Source organism: Kitasatospora sp. NPDC056184 (assembly GCF_042268405.1).
Lineage (GTDB): Bacteria > Actinomycetota > Actinomycetes > Streptomycetales > Streptomycetaceae > Kitasatospora.
In genome coordinates this window covers 369,774-392,733 of record NZ_JBHJUI010000002.1, presented here as the reverse complement: position 1 = coordinate 392,733, position 22,960 = coordinate 369,774, and the positions used below count along the sequence as shown (strand labels likewise).

General features: G+C 75.0%; 1 protein-coding gene. It reads right to left on the bottom strand.

Translation table 11 applies throughout. The features are described 5' to 3' along the window. Complete coding sequence (locus ACFC0B_RS06785; RefSeq protein WP_376083228.1) at nt 1-22,845, bottom strand: SDR family NAD(P)-dependent oxidoreductase; 22,845 nt, start codon at nt 22,843-22,845, stop codon at nt 1-3. Between the last annotated feature and the right edge of the window lie 115 nt (nt 22,846-22,960).

The window sequence follows — 22,960 nt, the reverse complement described above, 5'->3', positions numbered from 1 at the left end:
CTACTCCTCAGCGTTGCGGGACTCGCCCGAGCGGATGACCTCGGTCCTGCGGTGCGCATCGTCCAAAAGGCTGAACAGTTCGTCGTCGCTGGCCTCGTCGACACCGGCCGCGGAGCCGGTGCGCTTGGCGGTCCAGGCCGCGAGAAGTGCTTCGAGGCGGGCCGCGACGGTCTCGTAGTCGGCGTCGGCGGCTGCCGCGTCCAGGGTGGACTTGAGCCGGTCGAGGTCGGCGAGCAGGGGGTCCGGTCCGGTGCCGTGCAGCCGCGTGTGCACGAAGGCGGCGAGGCGGGCCGGTGTCGGATGGTCGAAGACGAGCGTGGCGGGCAGGCGCAGGCCGGTGTCCGCGTCGAGCTGGTTGCGCAGCTCCACGGCGGTGAGCGAGTCGAACCCGATGTCGGTGAACGCCCGGTCGGGGTTGACCGCCTCCCGTGACGAGTGCCCCAGGACGAGGGCGACCTGGCCCACGACGAGGTGCAGTACGTCGGCCTGCGTCCACACGCGGTCGACGGCCTGCCTGCGCCGGGGCCGTACCAGCTCCCGCAGCAGGGCGGGCGGGTCGCCGGCGCGACGCAGCGCCGGCAGGTCGAACCTGACGGGGGCGAGGGTGGGGGTGCCCGCGGTCAGCGCGGCGTCGAACAGGGCCAGCGCGTCCGTCGTCGGCAGCGGCCGTACGCCGGCCCTGGCCAGGCGGTGCCGGTCGGTGGCGGTCAGGCCTCCGGTCATGCCGCTGTCCTCCGCCCAGTAGCCCCAGGCGAGCGACACGGCCGGCTGTCCCTGGGCGTGCCGGTGTGCGGCGAGGCCGTCGAGGTACGCGTTCGCCGCCGCGTAGTTCGCCTGGCCCGCACCGCCCAGCACACCGGCCGCCGACGAGAACAGCACGAACGCCTCCAGGTCCGAGGTCAGTTCGTGGAGGTGCCGCGCCGCGAGGGCCTTCGGCTCCCACACGCGCGCGAACTGCTGCGGGGTGAGGGATTCCACGACGGTGTCGGCCAGCGTGCCCGCGGCGTGGACCACCGAGGTGACCGGGTGTTCGGCGAGCAGCCGCGCCACCGCCTCGCGGTCGGACACGTCGCACGCCACGAGGTCGGCGGTCGCGCCCAGCGCGGCCAGGTCGGCGCTCAGCGCGGCCGCGCCGGGGGCGTCCGGGCCGCTCCGGCTGACCAGCAGCAGGTGCCGCACGCCGTGCCGTTCGGCGAGGTGGCGGGCGATCGTGCCGCCCAGCGTGCCGGTGCCGCCGGTGACGAGCACCGTGCCCTCGGGGCCGAGCGGCGAGGGCAGCGGTTCGGTCCGCGCCCGTTCGAGGCGGGGGACGTGAACGGCGCCGACGCGGATCGCGAGTTGGGGTTCGTCGCCGGCCAGCCGGACCTCGTCGCCGTCGTCACCGTCGACCAGCACGAACCGGCCGGGGTGCTCGGTGGCGGCCGACCGGACCAGGCCCCAGACGGCGGCGGCCTGCGGGTCGACGTCCTCGCCCGGCCGAACCGGCACGGCGTTGCGCGTGGCGACCACCATGCGCGGGGTGTCCGTGGTGAGGAAGTCCTGGATCACCCTCAGGGTCTCGACGGGCGACGTGGCGTGGTGGACCGGGATGTCCGGCGCGGTGGTCGCCGTGTCCAGGACCGGCCACACCACCTGGTACGGCACGTCCTGCGTGGTGGCCCCGGCCGGCCGGCGCAGGGTCAACGAGGCGATCTCGGCGACCGGCGCGCCCGACCGGTCGGCGAGGCCGATCGCGCAGGTGTCCCGGCCGGTCAGGGTCAGCCGCACCCTGGCGTCCTCGGCGCCGCGCCACCGGGAGATCCCGGCGAAGGAGAACGGCATCTTCGCCCGGTCGTCGGCGACGGTCACGATCTGGATCGCGGCATCGAGCAGGGCGGGGTGCAGGGCGAACCGGGTGTCGCCGGGGGATACGGCCACCTCCGCGTAGAGGGTGTCGCCGTCGCGCCAGGCCGCTCGCAGCCCCTGGAAGGCCGTGCCGTAGGCGAATCCGGCGTCGGCCAGGTCGTCGTAGAAGGTGTCGAGGTCGACGGCTTCGGCGTGCGGCGGCCACTGCCGTGCCCAGGGCTCCCGTGGTGCGACGGGTACGGCGCCCAGGGTCCCGGTGGCGTGCCGGACCCACGCGCCGTCCGTGCGCGAGTGGATCGAGACGCTGCGCCGGCCCGCCCGGTCGGGGCCGACGGTCGCGGACACCTGCACGCCGTCCGCGACCACCAGCGGTGTCTCCAGCGTCAGGTCCTCGACCGCCGGGCAGCCGACGTGTTCGCCGGCCCGGAGCGCCAGGTCCACGAACGCCGCGGCGGGCAGCAGGGGCGAGCCCGAGACGACGTGTTCGGTGAGCCACGGCTGCGCGGCGGTGGCGAGTTGTCCCGTCAGCACCACGCCGTTGTCGTCGGGGAGTTCCATGGCGTCCCGCAGCAGCGGGTGGTCGATCCCCCCGTCACCGGTCGGTGCCGGGGTGGTGGGGTGGAGCCAGTAGTGCTGGTGCTGGAAGGCGTACGACGGCACGCGCACCGCCGTTGCGGTCGTGGGTGGCGTCCAGTCGACGGCGCCGTCGGCCCAGAGCCGCCCGAGTCCCGCGAACAGCCGCTCCGGGGAGTCACCACCACGGCGCATCAGCCCGTTGCCCACCAGCAACGGGTGCGGACCCACCTCCAGCAGCCCCGTCACGCCCTGGCCCGTCAGCCACTCCAGCGCGTCCGCGAACCGGACCGGCTCCCGCACCTGCCGCACCCAGTACCCCGCCTCCCCCATCTCCTCCACCGGACGCCCCGCCACCGTGGACACCACCGGAATCACCGGCACACCGAACGACAACCCCGCCGCCACCCGGCCCAACTCCTCCAACACCGGATCCATCCGCGCCGAATGGAACGCGTGACTCACCTCCAACCGCCGCACCCAACGCCCCCGACCGCGCCACACCTCACCCACCGCCACCACCGCGGCCTCGTCCCCCGACACCACCACCGCGTCCGCGCCGTTGACCGCCGCCACCTCAACACCCGGCACCAGCGACCCCGCCACCTCCTGCGGCGACGCCTGGAGCGAGACCATCGCCCCACCACCGGGCAACGCCTGCATCAACCGGCCCCGCGCACCCACCAGCACACACGCGTCCTCCAGGCTCAGAACCCCCGCCACATGGGCCGCCGCCACCTCACCCACCGAATGCCCCACCACGAAATCCGGCCGCACCCCCAACCACTCCACCAACCGGAACAACGCCACCTCCAACGCGAACACCGCACCCTGCGTGAACCCCGTCTCCCCCAGCACCCCCTCCGCGTCCTCGAACAGCACCTCCACCGGCAACCCCAACAACCCGCACACCTCGTCCAACACCCGCGCGAACACCGGAAACCCCCGGTACAAGCCCCGCCCCATCCCCGCCCACTGACCACCCTGACCGGAGAACACGAACGCCGACCTGCCCGGGGAGGCGGTGCCCGTGACGCTTCCGGGCTCTCCGCCGATCAGCGCGTCCAGGCCGGCCGGGTCCGTCAGCACCGCACGGTGCGGAAGACGAGCCCGCGCGGCCAGGTCCGCGGCGACCTCGGCGGGTGCGACCTCGGGGTGTTCGGCGAGGAAGCGGCGCAGCCTGCGAGCCTGGTCGCGCAGGGCCGCGTCCGACTTCGCCGACAGCAGCCACGGCACCGGCACGACGGGCGCGGGCGACGTCTCCTCGGTCGGGGCCGGTGCCTCCAGGATCACGTGCGCGTTCGTGCCGCTGATGCCGAACGCCGAGATGCCCGCGCGACGCAGGTGGCCGTTGTCGGGCCAGGGCCGGGCCTCGGTGAGCAGCCGGACGCTCCCGGACTCCCAGTCGACGTGGGAGGTCGGCGCGTCCACGTGGAGGGTCCGCGGCAGTTCACCGTGCCGCATCGCCATCACCATCTTGATCACACCCGCCACACCGGCGGCGGCCTGCGTGTGCCCGATGTTCGACTTCACCGACCCCAGCCACAACGGCTCCACCCGGTCCCGGCCGTACGTCGCCAACAGCGCCTGCGCCTCGATGGGATCGCCGAGCGTCGTCCCCGTACCGTGCGCCTCCACCGCGTCCACCTCGGACGGCTCCAACCCCGCATTCGCCAGCGCCTGCCGGATCACCCGCTCCTGGGAGGGGCCGTTCGGCGCGGTCAACCCGTTCGACGCCCCGTCCTGGTTCACCGCCGAACCCCGCACCACCGCCAGCACCCGATGACCGTTGCGACGGGCGTCGGACAGGCGCTCCAGCAGCACCAGCCCCGCACCCTCACCCCACGCCGTACCGTCGGCCGCCTCGGCAAACGCCTTCACCCGCCCGTCGGCCGCAAGCCCCCGCTGCCGCGAGAACTCCACGAACCCCGCCGGCGTCGCCATCACCGTCACACCACCGGCCAGCGCCAGCGAGCACTCCCCCGAGCGCAGCGCCTGCGCCGCCAGATGGATCGCCACCAGCGACGACGAACACGCCGTGTCCACCGACACCGCCGGACCCTCCAGCCCCAGCAGATACGACACCCGCCCGGAGGTCACACTCGTCGCCGTGCCCGTCGAGAGGTAGCCCTCCAGGTCGGGCGGCTGTGCCCCGGCGCCGTAGCCCGAGGACCAGATACCGGTGAAGACTCCCGTCCGGCTGCCCCGCAACGACGTCGGATCGATCCCCGCGTCCTCGAACGTCTCCCACACCGTCTCCAACAGCACCCGCTGCTGCGGATCCATCGCCAGTGCCTCACGCGGCGAAATCCCGAAGAAGGCGGCGTCGAAGCCGGTGGCGGAGTCGAGGAAGCCGCCCCACCGGGTGTACGACCTCCCCGGACCACCCGCCGGGTCGTAGAGACGGCCCACGTCCCACCCGCGGTCCGACGGGAACTCCCCCACCGCGTCCACCCCGCCCGAGACCACAGCCCACAACTCCTGCGCCGACCCCACCCCACCCGGGTACCGGGCCCCCAACCCGACCACCACCACCGGATCACCCGCCACCGCAACCCCCACCGGCACGGGCGCGGCAGGGGCCTGGCGCCGGGCGCCGAGCAGGAGGTCCCGCAGGTGGCCGGCCAGCGCATCGGGGGTCGGGTAGTCGAAGACCATCGTCGCGGGCAGCCGTACCCCGGCGAGCGCGGACAGGCGGTTGCGCAGTTCCACCGCGGTGAGCGAATCGAAGCCCAGGTCCTTGAAGGCCCGCTCGGCGCCGACGACCGCGGTGTCGGTGTGGCCGAGGACCGCGGCCGTCTGGCCGGTGACCAGTTCCAGGACGCGGCTGTGCTGCTCCGTCTCGGTCAGGGCCGCCAGTTCCCTGCCCAGGCCCGGCCGGTCCGTACGCCGGGCGGGCCTGGTACGGGTGAGGCGGCTGAGCAGGGGGCGGGTGGACGCCGCCGACAGGTCGAGGTGTGCGGGGACCAGTACGGGATCGGCGGCGCCCAGGGCCAGGTCGAACAGTGCCAGCGCCTCGTCCGTGGGCATCGGCAGCACGCCGGCGCGGGCGAGGCGCCTGCGGTCGGTGTCGGTGAGGTGTTCGGTCAGCCCGCTGGTCTCGGCCCACTGCCCCCAGGCCAGCGACACGCCCGGCAGGCCCTGGGCACGCCGGTGCACGGCGAGGGCGTCCAGGAAGGCGTTCGCTGCGGCGTAGTTCGCCTGGCCCGGGCCGCCCAGCACACCGGCGGCGGACGAGAACAGCACGAAGGCGCTCAGGCCGAGGTCCTTCGTCAGCTCGTGCAGGTGCCAGGCGGCGTCGGCCTTGGGCCGCAGCACCTGGTCGATCCGGTCGGGTGTGAGGGATTCGACGACGCCGTCGTCGAGGACGCCGGCCGCGTGCACGACCGCGGTCAGCGGGTGCGCGGCCGGGACCGCGTCCAGTACGGCCGCCAGCGCGTCCCGGTCGGCGACGTCGCAGGCCACCACCTCGGCGTCGAAGTCCACCTCCGCCGCGGTCCTGCCGAGCAGGAGCAGGTGTCGGATGCCGTGCCGGTCGCGCAGGTGCCGGGCGACGAGGCGGCCCAGTGTTCCGGTGCCTCCGGTGATCAGCACGGTGCCGTTCGGGTCGAGCGGGCCGGGTGCCGGGGCCGCTTCGGCCCGTACCAGGCGGGCGGCGCGGGCGGCGCCGTCGCGGACGACGAGCTGCGGTTCGTCCCCCGCGACGAGGACGCGGTCGTCGGTGTCGACGAGCACGAACCGGTCGGGGTGTTCCTCCTGGGCCGCGCGGACCAGGCCCCAGACGACGCTGGACGGCAGGTCGACGGGGTCCGGCCCGACCGCCCCGCGGGTCACGACGGCCAGCCGGCCGTCCCCGTCGCGCAGGAAGTCCTGGAGCACACCCAACGTCTCGGCGGCGACGGTGTGCGCGGCCGCCACGGGGTCTCCCGCCGGGGGCGTGACGTGGTGGACGGCCGGGGGTTCGCCGGTGCTCTCGACGGGCACCCAGTCGAGGCGGAAGAGCTGGTTGGTCCCGGCGGCTGCCATGCCCGGCGGCCGGTGGCGCACGGTCAGCGCGTCGATCACCGCCAGCGGCCCGGATTCGTCGGCGAGCGCGACCCGGAAGGTGTCGGGGCCGGTGGGTGTGAGGCGGACCCGGGCCGTGGAGCCGGCCTTCCGCATCGACACCCCGGCGAAGGAGAACGGCAGGCGTCCGGCCGCCAGCAGGGTCAGCGGCTGGAGTGCGGCGTCGAGCAGCGCGGGGTGGAGACCGAAGCGGTCGCGGGTGTCGGCGGGCAGCGCCACCTCGGCGTAGAGCTCGTCGCCCTGCCGCCGGATCTCGCGCACGCCCGCGAACACCGGCCCGTACTCGTAGCCCTGGGCGGCGAGGGTGTCGTAGAAGTCGGTCAGGTCGACGGGCTCACCGGCCGGCTGCCAGGGCTCGCCGGTGTCGTACGGGTGGGGGCGGTCGCCGGTCGACAGCGTGCCGGTGGCGTGCCGCAGCCAGCTGCCGCCCGTCCGGGAGTGCACGGTGACGGGGCGTCGGCCCGTCCCGTCCGGTGCGCCGACGACGACCTGCACCGGCACGGAACCGTCGTCCGGCAGGATCATGGGGGCTTCCAGGACCAGTTCGTCCAGGACGTCGCAGCCGGCCTGCCGTCCGGCGTGCACGGCGAGTTCGACGAACACGGTGCCGGGCAGCAGCACGGAGCCCAGGACGACGTGGTCGGCCAGCCACGGCCGGGTGGCCGTCGAGAGCCGTCCTGTGAGCAGGACGCTCTGCTCCCCGGCCAGTTCGACGACGGCGCCGAGCAGCGGGTGCCCGGCCGATTCGAGTCCCGCCGCCGACACGTCGCCCTTCCCGGCGGTGGGGTTCAGCCAGTACGGCCGGTGCTGGAAGGCGTACGTCGGCAGCGGGACGTGGTGGGGCTCGCCGGGGAAGAGCGGCGTCCAGTCGACGGCCACGCCTTGCGTGTGCAGGCGCGCCAGGGCGAGGTGGAACTCCTGCCGGCCGCTGCCGCGGCGCAGCGTGCCGGTCGCGACGCCGTCCATCACCGGCACCAGGACGGGGTGCGGGCTGACCTCCACGAACACGCCGTGCCGGTCCTGCGTGAGGGCCTCGACGGCGAGGTCGAAGCGGACGGGTTCCCGGAGGTTGCGGTACCAGTAATCGGCGTCGAGGGCGGAGGTGTCGATCTCCTCGCCGGTCACCGTGGAGTAGAACGGGATCACCGCCGGGTGCGGTGTGATGCCGGCCAGGTCGGTGAGCAGCTGCTCGCGGATCGCCTCGACCTGGACGGAGTGGGCGGCGTAGTCGACGGGCAGGCGGCGGGCGCGGACGCCGTCGGCCTCGCAGGACGCCAGCAGTCCGTCCAGCGCGTCCAGATCACCCGACACCACGACCGAACCAGGGGCGTTGACCACCGCCACCGTCAGCCGGCCGTCCCAGCGGGCCGCGAACTCGACGGCCCGCTCGTGCCCGAGGCCGACCGACACCATCCCACCCCGGTCCGCCAGAGCGACCAGGGCCCTGCTCCGTAACGCCACCACCTTGGCGGCGTCGTCCAACGACAACGCGCCGGCCACGTACGCCGCCGCGATCTCCCCCTGCGAATGCCCCACGACCGCATCGGGTTCCACACCATGGGCACGCCACAACGCCGCCAGCGCCACCATCACCCCGAACAGCGCGGGCTGCACCACATCCACCCGCTCCAACGAACCACCGCCCGTCAGCACCTCCACCAACGACCAGCCGGTGTACGGCGCCAACGCCGCTTCACACGCATCGACCGCCTCCCGGAACACCGGCTCCGAGGCGTACAACTCCCCACCCATCCCGACCCACTGCGCACCCTGCCCCGGAAACACGAACACCGACCGACCCAGCGAACCGGCCACACCCGTGATGACGCGGGGGTCTCCGTCGGCGAGGGCGGCGAGTTCCGCCACGAGGTCGGTCCGGGCGCTGCCCGCCAGGGCCGCCCGGTGGGCGAGCATGGTGCGGGTGGTGGCGAGGGCCCGGCCGATCGCGGCCGGCCGGAGTCCGGGGTGGGCGGTGAGGTGGTCCGCGAGCCGTCGGGCCTGGGCGCGGAGGGCGTCGTCCGTCGTGCCGGACAGCAGCCACACGGTGGGCTCCGCGGAGTCGTCCGCGGCGGACCGTTCGGGGGTTTCCTCCGGGAAGTGTTCGATGACGACGTGGGCGTTGGTGCCGCTGGCCCCGAAGGCCGAGATGCCCGCGCGGCGGGGACGCCCCGTCTCCGGCCACGGCCGGGCCTCGGTCAGCAGCCGGATGTCACCGGTGTCCCACTCGACATGCGGCGTGGGCTCCTGGACGTGCAGCGTCGGCGGCAGTTCGGCGTGCCGCATCGCCATGACCATCTTGATCACACCGGCCACACCCGCCGCCGCCTGGGTGTGGCCGATGTTCGACTTCACCGACCCCAGCCACAACGGCTCCACCCGGTCCCGGCCGTACGTCGCCAGCAGCGCCTGCGCCTCGATGGGATCACCGAGCGTGGTGCCGGTGCCGTGCGCCTCCACCGCGTCCACCTCGGACGGCTCCAACCCGGCGTTCGCCAGCGCCTGGCGGATGACGCGTTCCTGGGAGCGGCCGTTGGGGGCGGTCAGCCCATTGGACGCCCCGTCCTGATTGACCGCCGAACCCCGCACCACCGCCAGCACCCGGTGGCCGTTGCGACGGGCGTCCGACAACCGCTCCAGCAGCACCAGCCCCGCACCCTCACCCCACGCCGTACCGTCGGCCGTCGACGAGAAGGGCTTGCACCGGCCGTCCGGGGCCAGGGCCCGCTGGCGGGAGAACTCCGTGAACTGCAGGGGGGTCACGCTCACGGTCACCCCGCCGGCCAGGGCGAGTGTGCACTCCCCCGAGCGAAGTGCCTGCGCGGCGAGGTGGATCGCCATCAGTGACGAGGAGCAGGCGGAGTCGACGGACACGGCCTGGCCCTGGAGGCCCAGCAGGTAGGAGACCCGGCCGGAGGTGATGCTCGGCGCGATGCCGGTGGCGAGGTAGCCCTCGGTGTCGGGCGGCGCCTGGTCGGGGCTGCCGACGTAGCCGGACGACCAGATGCCGGTGAACACGCCCGTCCGGCTGCCCCGCAACGACGTCGGATCGATCCCCGCGTCCTCGAACGTCTCCCACGCCGTCTCCAGCAGCACCCGCTGCTGCGGATCCATCGCCAACGCCTCACGCGGCGAAATCCCGAAGAAATCCGCATCGAACCCGGCGGCGTCGTCGAGGAAACCACCCGCCCGCGTGTACGACGTCCCGGGATGATCCGCATCCGGATGGAACAACCCCTCCACGTCCCACCCCCGGTCACCCGGAAACACCCCGATCGCATCCACCCCACCCGCCACCACACCCCACAACTCCTCCGGCGACCCCACCCCACCCGGCAACCGGCACCCCATCCCCACGATCACCACCGGATCACCCGCCACCGGAAGCCCCACCGGCACCAACGGCACCACCGACGCCACACCAGCACTCGCACCGGAGAGTTCGGCGGTGAGGTGGTCGGCGAGGTCGGCGGGGGTGGGGTGGTCGAAGACGAGGGTCGCAGGCAGCCGCAGGCCGGTGGCGCCGGCGAGGCGGTTGCGCAGTTCGACGGAGGTCAGCGAATCGAAGCCGAGGTCGCGGAAGGCGAGTCCGGGGGTGATCGCGGCGGCGTCGGAGTGGCCGAGGACGGTGGCGGTGTGGGCGGCGACCAGGGACAGCAGGTCCGACGCGGGGGCCTTGGGCACCGGCAGGTTCTGCGGCATCGCGAGGTCGGCGGTGGTCAGCGCGGGACGCCCGGCGGTCAGCGCGGTGTCGAACATGGCCAGGGCGCGTTCGGTGCTCATGGGGCGGATGCCCTTGCGGGCGAGGCGCCGGCGGTCGGCCGCGGTGAGGTGGGCGGTCATGCCGCTCTCCTGCTCCCAGTGGCCCCAGGCCATCGACACGGCGGGCAGTCCGAGGGTCTGCCGGTGTGCGGCGAACGCGTCGAGGTAGGCGTTCGCGGCCGCGTAGCCGGCCTGGCCGGCGTTGCCGAGGACGCCCGCGGCCGCGGAGAACAGCACGAAGGCGGCGAGGTCGTGCTCGCGGGTCAGCTCGTGCAGGTGCCAGGCCCCGTCGACCTTGGGACGCAGCACCCGGTCGAGCTGCTCCGCGGTCAGCCGTTCCACCACGGTGTCGTCGAGCACGCCGGCCGCGTGGACGACGGCGGTGAGCGGATGCCCGGCCGGGATCGCGTCCAGGACGGCCGCCAGCGCGTCCCGGTCCGCGACGTCACAGGCCACGACCCGCACGTCGACGTCCTCTTGCGGCTCCGGGTCCGGCACCTCGCCGCCGCCGCGGCTGACGAGCAGCAGGTGCCGTACCCCGTGGCGGGACACCAGGTGCCGGGCGACGGCCCGGCCGAGGGTGCCGGTGCCGCCGGTGATCAGCACGGTGCCGTCGGGGTCGATCGGCCGGGGCACGGTGAGGACGATCTTGCCGGTGTGGCGGGCCCGGCTCATCAGCCGGAAGGCGGCGACGGCCTGGCGGAGGTCCGCGGCGGTGACCGGCAGCGGCTCCAGCGTTCCGCCGGCGACCATCGCCACGACCCCGGAGAGGATGTCGCCCTGCCGCGCGGGGTCGACGTCGTTGAGGTCGAAGGCCCGGTAGATCAGGCCCTCGGGCGAGCGGACGTCCGTCTTGCCCAGCTCGACGAACCGTCCGCCGTCGGCGAGCAGCCGCAGGGAGGCGTCGGTGAGTTCTCCCGCCAGCGAGTTGAGGACGACGTCCATGGCCGGGAACCGGTCGGCGAACCGGGTGTCGCGGGACGAACCGATGTGGTCGTCCGCCAGTCCGAGGCCCCGCAGGGTGTCCCACTTGGCGGGGCTCGCGGTGGCGAAGACCTCCGCGCCGCTGTTCAGGGCCAACCGGACGGCGGCCGTGCCCACACCGCCCGCGCCGGAGTGGACCAGGACCCGGTCCCCGGGGCGCAGTTCGCCGAGGTCGAACAGCCCGTACCAGGCGGTGGTGAACGCGATCGGCACCGCCGCCGCCTCGGTGAAGCTCCAGCCGTCGGGGATCGCCGTCAGGAGCCGGTGGTCGGCGACCGCGCGCGGCCCGAAGGCGCCGGGCATCATTCCCATGACGCGGTCGCCGGGCCGCCAGGCCGTGACGCCGGGGCCGACCTCAAGGACGGTGCCGGCCCCTTCGCCGCCCAGCGGGGGCCGGTCCGGGTACATGCCGAGGGTGATGAGCACGTCGCGGAAGTTCAGGCCGGCCGCGCGTACGGCGACCCGTACCTGTCCGGGTTCCAGCGCGGCCTCCTGCCAGGGCAGCAGGGCCAGGTCGTCCAGTTGCCCGGTGCCGGACTCGCTCAGCCGGTACGCGCCGTCGGGGGCGGTCAGTTCCGGCGCGTACCTGGCCTGCCGCGGTACGAGGACGCCTTCCCCGCGCAGGGCCAGTTCGGGTTCGTCGCCGGCCGTCATGGCGGCCCGGACCGCGTCCTCCTCGGACGCGTCGCCCAGGTCGACCAGGACGAACCGGCCGGGGTGCTCGGCGGCGGCGCTGCGGACCAGGCCGCGGACGGCCGCGCCGGCCACGCCGCGGGTCAGGACGGCCAGGCGTGCGGCCGTCCGCTCCGGCTGCTCGGCCAGGAAGTCCTGGACGAGCGCGCGGGCCCGCTGGACGAGGGCGTGCACGGCGTCAGCGTCGGCTCCCGCGGTGAGGACCGGGCTCGGCACCACCTCGGCCGGTGCGCTCGCGGTGAGGGGAACCCACCGGGTGTGCAGCACCGCGGTCCGGGCCTCGGCGGCCGGACGGACGGTCAGCGCGGTGATGTCCGCGACCGGGTTGCCGGACAGGTCGGTCAGTGTCGCGCGGTAGGTGCCGGGGCCCGTGCGGACCAGGTGGACCCGGGCGGACGACACACCGGTGGTGTGCACGGCGACGCCGGAGAAGGAGAACGGCAGCCGGACCCGGGTGTCGGGGCTGAGCAGGATCAGCGGCTGGAGTGCGGCGTCCAGGAGCGCGGGGTGGATGCCGAAGCCGGCGCCGTCGGGGACGGACACCTCGGCGTACAGTTCGTCCTCGCCCTGCCACAACTCCCGCACGCCCCGGAACGCGGGTCCGTACTGGTATCCGAGTCCGGCGAGGTAGGCGTAGAACCCTTCGGGGTCCACGGGTTCGGCGTTCCTCGCGGGCCGGTCGAGGCGTCCGGCCGTCACCTGGCCGCCGAGGGTTCCGGACGCGTGGCGGACCCAGCCGTCGCCGCCCTTGGCGTGCACGGTGACCGGGCTGCGGCCGGCGTCGTCCGGGGCACCGACCGAGACCCGGATGTCCGTGGGTGTGTCGGAGAGCGCGAGGGGCAGGTGCAGGACGAGGTCGTCGAGGGTCCCGCCGGCCAGGGTGGCGAGTTCGAGGAAGGCGGTGCCCGGCAGCAGGACCGTGCCGTCGACGGCGTGGTCGGCCAGCCAGGGGTGGGTGCGGGTGGAGACGCGCCCGCTGTGCACGGTGCTCCCGTCGGGCAGTTCGACCGTGGTGCCCGCCAGCGGGTGCCCGGTGCCGTGGTCGCCGGCCGCGGGGGTGAGCCAGTAGGTGCTGCGCTGGAAGGCGTAGCGCGGCAGCCTGACGCCGTGCGGGCGGTCGTGCGGCCAGGTCACGGCGACGCCCTGGACGTGGAGGCGGGCCAGGGCGGTGTGGAACTCCCCGATGGCGCCGTGGTCGCGGCGCAGGGTGCCGGTCGCCACGCCGTCCAGATCCTGCACCAGCACCGGGTGCGGGCTGACTTCCACGAACACCTCGTGGCCGTCGGCGGTGAGCCGGGCGGTGGCCAGGTCGAACCGTACGGGTTCGCGCAGGTTGCGGTACCAGTAGCCGGCGTCGAGGGCGGAGGTGTCGACCGGGTCGCCGGTGACCGTGGAGCAGAAGGGAATCGCCGCAGGCCGGGGCCGGATGTCCGCGAGGTCGGTCAGCAGTTGCTCGCGGATCGCCTCGACCTGCGCCGAGTGCGCCGCGTAGTCGACGGGGATGGCGCGGGCGCGGAGGCCGTCCCCGGCGCAGGCTGCCAGCAGTTCGTCCAGGGCCCCGGGTTCGCCGGACACGACGACGGTCGAGGCGGAGTTGACCACCGCGACGGTGATCCTCTCGCCCCAGGGGCTCAGGTAGCCGGCGGCGTCGTCCGCGGACAGCGCGACCGAGACCATGCCGCCGTGTCCGGCCAGGGCGACCAGGGCCCTGCTGCGCAGGGCGACCACCTTGGCGGCGTCGTCCAGGGACAACGCGCCGGCCACGTACGCCGCCGCGATCTCCCCCTGCGAATGCCCGACGACCGCATCGGGTTCCACACCATGGGCACGCCACAACGCCGCCAGCGCCACCATCACCCCGAACAGCGCGGGCTGCACCACATCCACCCGCTCCAGCGAACCACCGCCGGTCAGCACCTCCACCAACGACCAGTCCGTGTACGGCGCCAACGCCGCTTCACACGCATCGACCGCCTCCCGGAACACCGGCTCCGAGGCATACAACTCCCCACCCATCCCGACCCACTGCGCACCCTGCCCCGGAAACACGAACACCGACCGACCCAGCGGACGGGCGGTCCCGGTGACCAGACCCGGCGCCGTGCCGCCCTCCGCCAAGGCGTCCAGCGCCGCGGCGGTGCCCACCACCACGGCCCGGTGCTCGAACACGGTGCGGGCGGCCAGAGCACCCCCGACCGCCGCCGGGCCCACCTCGGGATGCACGGCGGTGAAGGCGCCCAGCCGGCGCGCCTGATCCCGCAACGCTGCCTCGGACCTGGCCGACAGCGGCCAGAGGACCCGGTCGTCCGCGCGGCCCCGGGGAGGGGGTGCGGCGGAGTCGGCCCCGGCGGGCTGTTCGAGGATGCTCTGCTCGACAATGACGTGGGCGTTGGTGCCGCTGATGCCGAAGGCGGAGACGGCGGCCCGCCGCGGCCGCCCGGTCCCGGGCCAGGCGACCGGTTCGGTGAGCAGGCGGACCGCGCCGGAGGCCCAGTCGACGTGCGGGGTGGGCGCGTCCACGTGGAGGGTTCGCGGCAGTTCGCCGTGCCGCATCGCCATGACCATCTTGATCAGGCCGGCCGCACCGGCCGCCGCCTGGGTGTGGCCGATGTTCGACTTCACCGACCCCAGCCACAACGGCTCCACCCGGTCCCGGCCGTAGGTCGCCAGGAGCGCCTGCGCCTCGATGGGATCGCCGAGGGTGGTGCCGGTGCCGTGGGCCTCCACCGCGTCCACCTCGGACGGCTCCAACCCGGCATTGGCGAGCGCCTGACGGATCACCCGCTCCTGGGAGGGGCCGTTCGGCGCGGTCAGGCCGTTGGAGGCGCCGTCCTGGTTGGTGGCGGAGCCTCGGACGACCGCCAGCACCTCGTGGCCGTTGCGGCGGGCGTCGGAGAGGCGTTCCAGCAGCAGCAGGCCGGCGCCCTCGGCCCAGCCCGCCCCGTCGGCCGCGGCGGCGAAGGGCTTGCTGCGGCCGTCGGGCGCGCTCGCCCCCTGCCGGGACATCTCGGTGAACAGCGTGGGTGCCGCGTTGACGGTGACGCCGCCGGCCAGGGCGAAGGAGCACTCCCCCGAGCGCAACGCCTGGGCGGCCAGGTGCAGGGCCACCAGGGACGACGAGCAGCCGGTGTCCAGGGACAGGGCCGGGCCGAGCAGGCCCAGCTGGTACGCCAGTCGGCCGGACCCCACGCTCGACGCGGTACCGGTGACCTGGTAGCCCTCCAGGTCGTCGGGGACCGGCCCGGTGGCGTAGCCGGTGGACCAGATGCCGGTGAACACGCCGGTGGGTGTGCCCTCCAGCGTGGTCGGGTCGATACCGGCGTACTCGACGGCCTCCCACGCGGTCTCCAGCAGGATGCGCTGCTGCGGGTCCATGGCGAGCGCCTCGCGGGGCGAGATCCCGAAGAACGCCGCGTCGAAGTCGCCGGCGGCGTCGAGGAAGCCGCCCCGGGAGGTGCTCGACGTGCGGGGGCGGCTTCCCGTCGGGTCGTACAGGCGGTCGAGGTCCCATCCCCGGTCGGCCGGGAAGTCGCCGACCGCGTCCACGCCGTCCGCGACCAGCCGCCACAGGTCCTCGGGGGTGGCGACGCCTCCGGGGTAGCGGCAGCCCATGCCGATGACCGCGATCGGCTCGTCCGTCCCGGCCGTGGCCGTGGCCGGGGCCTGCGGCGCGTCCTGCTCGCCGGACCCGCCGGACAGGTGGGCGGCCAGCCGGGCCGGGGTGGGGTGGTCGAAGACGAGGGTGGCGGGCAGGTTCACCCCGAGCGCGGCGGTCAGGCGGTTGCGCAGTTCCACCGCGGTCAGGGAGTCGAAGCCCAGGTCCTTGAACGCCTGCCGGGGGTCGAGCCGCTCGGGGGTGGCGTGTCCCAGCACCCCGGCGACGTGGGTGGTGATCAGCTCCAGCAGGTCGGTGCCGCCGGCGGGGGGCGCGGGTCGGGGGGCCTGCGGCCGGCGGTGGGCCTCGGGCAGCTCCCGCAGCAGGCGGCTCGGCCGCGCGTGGGTGTAGGCGCGGGCGAACTGCGCCCAGTCGGCCTCGGTGACCACCGCGAGGGCCTCGTCGTGGTCGAGGACGTCCTGCAGCGCGTCGATTGCCCGGCCCGGGTCCAGTTCGCCGAGGCCGAGCAGGGTGCGCTGGCGCTGCACCGGCTCCAGGGCCGCCATGCCGCCCTCGGCCCAGATGCCCCACGCGACGGAGGTCGTGGCGCGGCCCCGGGCGCGGTGCTGGGCGGCCAGGGCGTCGAGGAAGGCGTTGCCGGCGGCGTAGGCCGCGCCGTGGCCGTCGCCCCACACGCCCGCGGTGGAGGAGAACAGGACGAAGGCGTCGAGGTCCGGCAGGAGTTCCGCCAGGTTCGCCGCCCCGGCGACCTTGGCCGCGACGACCTCGGCGAACTCCGCCGGTGTCGTGTCGGCCAGCCTGGTCGCCCTGATCACGCCGGCGGTGTGGAAGACCGCGCGGATGTCGCCGACGCGCTCGACGAGGTCCCGCAGGGCGTCCCGGTCGGCCACGTCGCACGCCGCCACCGTCACCCGCGCCCCGGCTGCCTCCAGTTCGTCGCGCAGGCCGGCCGCGCCGGGTGCGTCGGGTCCGCGGCGGGCGGCCAGCACGATGTGCTCCGCGCCCTGCCGCGCGAGGCGGCGGGCCACGTGTCCGCCGAGCGCGCCGGTGCCGCCGGTGATCAGCACCGTGCCCCGCGGCCGCCAGGTCCGCGCGGCCGGGCCCGAGGGGGCCTTGCGGCGCAGCCGCTTGGCGAAGCGCCGGGTGCCGCGGATCGCCACCTGGTCCTCGCCCGTGCCGGCGAGCACGACGAGCAGCGCGGTCACGCTCTCCTCGTCGGGCACGGCGGGAAGGTCGACCAGGCCGCCCCAGCCGTCCGGGAACTCCAGCGCCGCGGACGCGCCGGTGCCCCACGCCAGGGCCTGGGCCGGGCCGGTGACCGGGTCGGTGCCCGAGGTGCTCACGGCGCCGCTGGTCGCGCACCACAGCGGGACGGCCGCCGTCCCCACCGGGTCCGGGCCGCGCACCGGGTCCAGGGTGCGGACCAGTTCCAGGGTGCGGACCAGGCCCGCCGGGAGCACCGGGTGGTCGGGGTGCGGCTCCTCGTCCAGCGCCAGCAGCGACAGCACACCGTCCGGCCCGGGCCTGGCGTCCCCGGTGCCGGCCGCGTCCCAGGTACTGGCCGCGTCCCAGGTGTCGGCCACCGCGAAGCCCCGTTCGCGCAGGGCCTCGGCCCACGGGTGCCCGGTCGTGGCCAGGACGAGCCAGCGGGCCGGGTCCACCGGGGCCGCGGTGCCGCTCGTCGGCGCCCAGGCCACCTCGTACCGCCAGTCGTCACGGGGCACCGGCGGGGTCGCGGTCACCCAGTAGGGCTCGCGCTGGAAGGCGTACGTGGGCAGGTCCGCCCCGGGTGCGGTGCGGGGCAGGACCGGAGTCCAGTCGACGTCGGCTCCGGCGGCGTGGAGGCGTCCCGCCGCGGCGAGGAACTCGGTGAGGCCGCCGTGACCGCGGCGCAGCGTTCCGGTGGCGGCGGCATCCAGCGCGGGCACCAGCACCGGGTGCGGGCTGACCTCCAGGAACAGGTCGTGGCCGTCGGCGGTGAGCCGGGCGGTGGCCAGGTCGAACCGTACGGGTTCGCGCAGGTTGCGGTACCAGTAGCCGGCGTCGAGGGCGGAGGTGTCGACCGGCTCGCCGGTGACCGTGGAGTAGAACGGGACCGCCGCCGCGTGGGGCGTGATGTCGGCCAGTTCGGTGAGCAGGTGCTCGCGGATCGCCTCGACCTGCGCGGAGTGGGCGGCGTAGTTGACGGGCAGGCGGCGGGCGCGGATGCCGTCGGCCTCGCAGGCGGCCAGCAGTTCGTCCAGCACGTCGGGGCCGCCGGAGACCACGACCGCCGCGGGTCCGTTCACCACGGCGGTGGTCAGCCGCTCGCCCCAGCGGGCCAGGTAGCCGGCAGCCCGTCCGACGGACAGCGCGAGGGACACCATGCCGCCCCGGTCGGCGATGGCGGCCAGTGCCCTGGACCGCAACGCCACGACCTTGGCGGCGTCCCGCAGCGACAGCGCGCCGGCGACGTACGCGGCGGCGATCTCCGCCTGGGAGTGGCCGACCACGGCGTCCGGCCGCACGCCGTAGGACCGCCACAGGTCGGCCAGCGCCACCATGACGGCGAACAGGGCCGGCTGCACCACGTCGACGCGGTCCAGCGAGCCGTGGCGCAGTTCGTCGACCAGCGACCAGTCGGTGTACGGGGCCAGGGCGGCGGCGCAGGCGTCGATGCCGGCGCGGAAGACCTCGGACTGCTCGTACAGGTCACGGCCCATGCCCGCCCACTGCGCACCCTGTCCGGGGAAGACGAACACGGTCCCGCCGGTACGGGCCGGCAGTCCCGGCAGTCCCGGCAGTCCCGGCGGAAGCGCGGCCAGGCCGGACAGCAGGTCGTCCCGGTCGGCGCCGACCACCGCGGCCCGGTGCTCGAACCGGGTGCGGGCGGCCAGTGCGCGGCTGATCGCGGCGGCCGGGACGTCGGGGTGGGCGGTCGCGTACGCGTGCAGCCGCTCGGCCTGGGCGCGCAGCGCGGCGTCGGTCTTCGCGGACAGCAGCCAGGCGGTGGGAGCGGCCCGGTCGGCGGGTTCGGGAAGGTGGCCGGGGTCCGGGTCGGAGGACTGCTCGATGATCAGGTGGGCGTTGGTGCCGCTGATGCCGAAGGCCGAGATGCCGGCGCGGCGCGGGTGGTCGTGCTCCGGCCACGGCCGGGCCTCGGTGAGCAGCCGGACGGCGCCGGAGGCCCAGTCGACGTGCGGGGAGGGGGCGTCCACGTGCAGGGTTCGCGGCAGTTCGCCGTGCCGCATCGCCATGACCATCTTGATCAGGCCCGCGACGCCGGCGGCGGCCTGGGTGTGGCCGATGTTGGACTTCACCGACCCCAGCCACAGCGGCTCGTCGCGCTCCTGGCCGTAGGCGGCCAGCAGGGCGTGGGCCTCGATGGGGTCGCCGAGCGTGGTGCCGGTGCCGTGCGCCTCCACCGCGTCCACCTCGGACGCCTCCACCCCGGCGTTCGCCAGCGCCTGCCGGACCACCCGCTCCTGGGAGGGGCCGTTGGGCGCGGTCAGGCCGTTGGACGCGCCGTCCTGGTTGACCGCGCTTCCCGCGACGACCGCCAGCACCCGGTGGCCGTTGCGGCGGGCCTCCGACAGCCGTTCCAGCAGCACCAGGCCGGCGCCCTCGGCCCAGCTGGTGCCGTCGGCCGCGGCGGCGAAGGGCTTGCTGCGGCCGTCCGCCGCGAGGCCGTGCTGGCGGGAGAACTCGGTGAAGCCCAGCGGTGTCGCCATGATCGTGACACCGCCGGCGAGCGCCAGCGAGCACTCCCCCGCGCGCAGGGCCTGGGCGGCCAGGTGGACGGCGACCAGGGACGACGAGCAGGCGGTGTCCACGGACAGCGCCGGACCGCGCAGCCCGAGGTGGTAGGCGACCCGGCCGGACGTGACGCTGGTCGCGACGCCGGTGAACAGGTAGCCCTCCAGGTCCTCCGGCAGGCCCGGCCCGGTCGCGTAGCCGGACGACCAGACGCCGGTGAACACGCCGGTGTGGCTGCCGCGCAGCGAGGCCGGGTCGATCCCGGCGTGCTCGAAGGTCTCCCAGGCCGTCTCCAGCACGAGCCGCTGCTGCGGGTCCATGGCGAGCGCCTCGCGGGGCGAGATGCCGAAGAACGGGGCGTCGAAGCCGGCCACCGCCTCCAGGAACCCGCCCCGGGTGGTGTACGTGGTGCCCGCGCCGCGCAGTTCCGGGTCGTACAGGCCGCCCAGGTCCCAGCCGCGGTCGTCCGGGAAGTCGCCGATCGCGTCCACGCCCTGCGCGACGAGCCGCCACAGGTCGTCCGGCGAGGCCACCCCGCCGGGGAAGCGGCAGCCCATCCCCACGATGACGACCGGGTCGTCGTGGGCGGCCGTCGCGTCGTGGGCGGCCGGGGCGGCGGGGGCCGGCCGGTCGCCGGGGCCGGTGCGCAGCCAGTCGATCAGCTCCGCGGGCGTCGGGTGGTCGAAGACGAGACCGGAGGGGAGTCGCCGATCCAGGGCGCCGGCCAGGCGGTTGCGCAGTTCGAGCCCGGTGACCGAGTCGAAGCCGAGGTCCTTGAAGGTGAGCGCGGGATCGATGTCCGCGGGGTTCTCGTGGCCCAGCACGAGCGCGATCTGCGCGGTGACCACGGCGGCCGCGTCGACCGTGCTGCCCGACTCGGGGTCGCCCGTGTCCGTGCCGCCCGCCCCGGTGTCGCAGGTCTGCGGGCCGCCGTCCGGCCGGTCGGGCGCGGGGGTCTCCGCTGCGTGCGTCCCCGGGCCCGCCGGGGTCCGTCCACTCGGCCCGGCCGTCGCTTCGGGCAGCCAGTACGAACGGCGTTGGAAGGCGTACGTGGGCAGGTCGACCGGCGCGGCCCCGGCGACGGCCGGGGACCAGTCGACCGCCACGCCGGCCACGAACAGCCGGGACAGCGCGGTCAGGAAGACGTCCGGCCCGCCCCGGTCACGGCCCAGCGTGCCGGTGGCGACGCCGGACACGCCGGTCCGCTCGCGGGCCTGTTCCAGGCTCTGTTCGAGGGCGGGCAGCAGCACCGGGTGCGGGCTGACCTCGACCACGACGTCGTGCCCGTCCGCCAGCAGTGCGGCGGTGGCCAGGTCGAAGCGGACCGGCTCGCGCAGGTTGCGGTACCAGTAGCCGGCGTCGAGCCCCGTGGTGTCGTCGAGGAGGCCGCCGGTGACCGCCGAGTAGTACGGGACGGTGCCCTGCCGCGGCCGCACACCGTCCAGTTCGGTGTGCAGCCGCTCGCGGATCGCCTCGACGTGCGCGGAGTGGGAGGCGTAGTCCACCGGGACGACGCGCGCGCGGACACCGTCCGCCGCGCAGGACTCGACCAGTTCGGACAGGGCCCGCGTGTCGCCGGACACCACGACCGAGCCGGTGGCGTTGACCACGGCGACCGTCAGCGCGCCGCCCCAGCGCGACACGTAGTGCTCGGCCCGCTCGGCGGACAGGGCCACGGACACCATGCCGCCCCGGCCGGTCAGCTCCACCAGCGCGCGGCTGCGCAGGGCCACGATCCGGGCCGCGTCGGACAGCGACAGCGCGCCCGCGACGTACGCCGCGGCGATCTCGCCCTGCGAGTGCCCGACCACCGCGTCGGGCTCGACACCGAAGGAGCGCCACAGCGCCGCCAGCGACACCATCACCGCGAACAGGGCGGGCTGCACGATGTCCACGCGGTCGAGCGGGGCACCGTCCAGGACATCGGCCGGCGACCAGTCGGTGTACGGGGCCAGGGCCTGGCCGCACTCGTCCATGGCGGCCCGGAAGACGGGGTACGCGGCGTACAGCTCCCGGCCCATGCCGACCCACTGCGCGCCCTGGCCGGGGAACACGAAGACGGTACGGCCCGGGGTGCCGGCCCGGTCGGCGGCGACCTCGGCGGAGTCGAGCAGGACCGCGCGGTGCGCGAAGCGGGTTCTGGTGGTGGCCAGCGCGTACGCGACCTCGGCGCCGGTCAGGTCCGGGTGGCTGCGCACGTGTTCGCGCAGGCGCTCGATCTGCGCCCGTAGCGCCTGCTTGGTCCGCGCCGTGACGATCCACGGCGCCGGCCGGTCCCCGGGGGCGGGCCGCCGGGCCGGCGGCGCGGCCGCATCGGGCGCCTGCTCGACGATCACGTGCGCGTTGGTGCCGCCCATGCCGAACGACGACACGCCGGCGAGCAGGGGCGCGTCCGGCCGCGGCCAGGGGGTCAGAGCGGTCTGGACCCGCAGCGCCAGTGCGTCGAGGGGGATGCCGGGGTTGGGGGTTTCGTGGTTCAGGCTCGGCGGCAGTGCGCGGTGGTGCACGCTGAGGACGGCCTTGAGCAGACCGACGATGCCCGCGGCGCCTTCCAGGTGGCCGACGTTCGTCTTGGCTGATCCGACCCGCAGGGCGCTGCCGGCGTCGCCGGACCCGGCCGGGTCGCGGTAGGCCGCCGCGAGGGCGGCGGCCTCGACGGGGTCGCCGACGGCGGTGCCGGTGCCGTGCAGCTCCACGTACTGCACGTCCGCGGGACGCACGCCGGCGCGGGCCAGTGCGTCGCGGATGACCTGTTCCTGGGCCTGCGCGCTGGGCACGGTCAGGCTCCGGGTGGCGCCGTCGTGGTTGACCGCGCTGCCCCGGATGACACCGTAGACGCGGTCCCCGTCGGCCAGCGCCCGGTCCAGCGGTTTCAGGACGAGGAAGGCGCCGCCCTCGCCGCGGACGAAGCCGTTGGCCCGGGCGTCGAAGGTGAAGCAGCGGTCGTCCGGGGACAGGCCGCCGAACTCCGCCGCTCCCTCCTCGCGCGCGGCGGTCAGGTTGAGGTTCACCCCGCCGGCCAGGGCGAGCGCCGACTCGCCGCGGCGCAGGCTCTCGACCGCCAGATGCACCGCGACCAGCGCCGACGACTGCGCCGTGTCGACCGTCATGCTCGGTCCGCGCACACCGAGGAAGTGCGAGACGCGGTTGGCGATCACGCCCCGGTTGGTGCCGGTCAGCGTGTGCGGCGTGATGTGACGGGGGTAGGCCAGGGACGTGTAGTCCTCCCACATCGAGCCGACGAACACCCCCGTCGGGCCGCCCGTCAGCGTGCTCGGCACGATTCGGGCGTCCTCCAGGGCCTCCCAGGCGAGTTCCAGCATGAGCCGCTGCTGCGGGTCCATGCCGGTGGCCTCACGGGGGGACACGCCGAAGAACGCCGCGTCGAAGCCGTCCACCCGGTCCAGGTAGCCGCCGTGCCGTACACCCTGTCGGCCCACGGGCGGCGCGGTGATCGCGTCGGCCCCGTCGCACAGCAGCCGCCAGAACGCCTCCGGGTCCGGGGCCTTCGGCAGCCTGCCCGCCAGTCCGATGACGGCGACACGACCAGCGTCCGAATCCATGGGGAAGCGCATCACATCGACACCTCGTGAGCCGGGGAACGAAGGAAGGCGGGGTGTTTCCGTAGCAGTCCCGGTGGTGCGGCTCCGGCCTCGCGAGCGGCCGGATCGTCGAGCGCGCGCGGGCAGC

Coding starts and splice junctions, on each gene's coding strand:
- ACFC0B_RS06785 (WP_376083228.1), bottom strand. CDS start 22,845: ATGCGCTTCCCCATGGATTCGGACGCTGGTCGTGTCGCCGTCATCGGA.